Origin of the sequence: Pseudoalteromonas sp. MB41 (assembly GCF_020966275.1) — a bacterium.
Lineage (GTDB): Bacteria > Pseudomonadota > Gammaproteobacteria > Enterobacterales > Alteromonadaceae > Pseudoalteromonas > Pseudoalteromonas lipolytica.
Genome location: NZ_JAJJZF010000079.1, coordinates 1 through 664, shown reverse-complemented (window position 1 = coordinate 664; position 664 = coordinate 1). Strand labels below are relative to the sequence as shown.

The window sequence follows — 664 nt, the reverse complement described above, 5'->3', positions numbered from 1 at the left end:
TATGACAGCGTAACAGACAGAAGTTAGTATACTAAAGTAGATTTTACGATTATCAGATTTCCAGATTTTATGTAGGGTGAACCGCAGCGCTTAATGCGAAATCAGTTCACCTTGCGCAAAGGACTCGTAAGCGCGATGCGCTTTGTCGAGAATCCTTTCCACGCATTTTGCTTGGTGACAATAGCGTTTTGGACCCACCTGACTCCATGCCGAACTCAGTAGTGAAACGAAACAGCGCCGATGATAGTGTGGCATTTGCCATGTGAAAGTAGGACATCGCCAGGCTCCTAATTAAAGAAACCCGTTGCAGCAATGCAGCGGGTTTTTTGCGTTCAGGGCTAAATCGTCCAGTATCATACTGAGATTGCATACAGAGATAAAAGACGTATCAGCGCAAGGTGAAGAGACGTAGGAGATGTATGGACTCCTCCCCTAAATAGGGTAAGTACGGTATAAAGAAATTGCAAAACCACTTTTACCAATAAGGAATCCATACATGTCAAAATTTAACTTAATTTGTATCGACTTGGCAAAAAATGTTTTTCAAGTCGGTCAATTTTTTCATCAAAAACTACAAAGTAATAAAGCGGTAAGCAGAAAAGAGCTACTGTCGATACTCACCACGTCTCCTCGTTGTAAAGTTGTCATGGAATCATGTGGCGGT

Annotated in this window: 1 rRNA gene; it reads left to right on the top strand. The window is 42.0% G+C overall.

Going from position 1 to position 664, the window contains the following annotated elements:
* Positions 1 to 170 precede the first annotated feature (170 nt).
* Positions 171 to 285, top strand: a 5S ribosomal RNA gene (rrf, locus tag LPA49_RS22260).
* Positions 286 to 664: the final 379 nt, after the last annotated feature.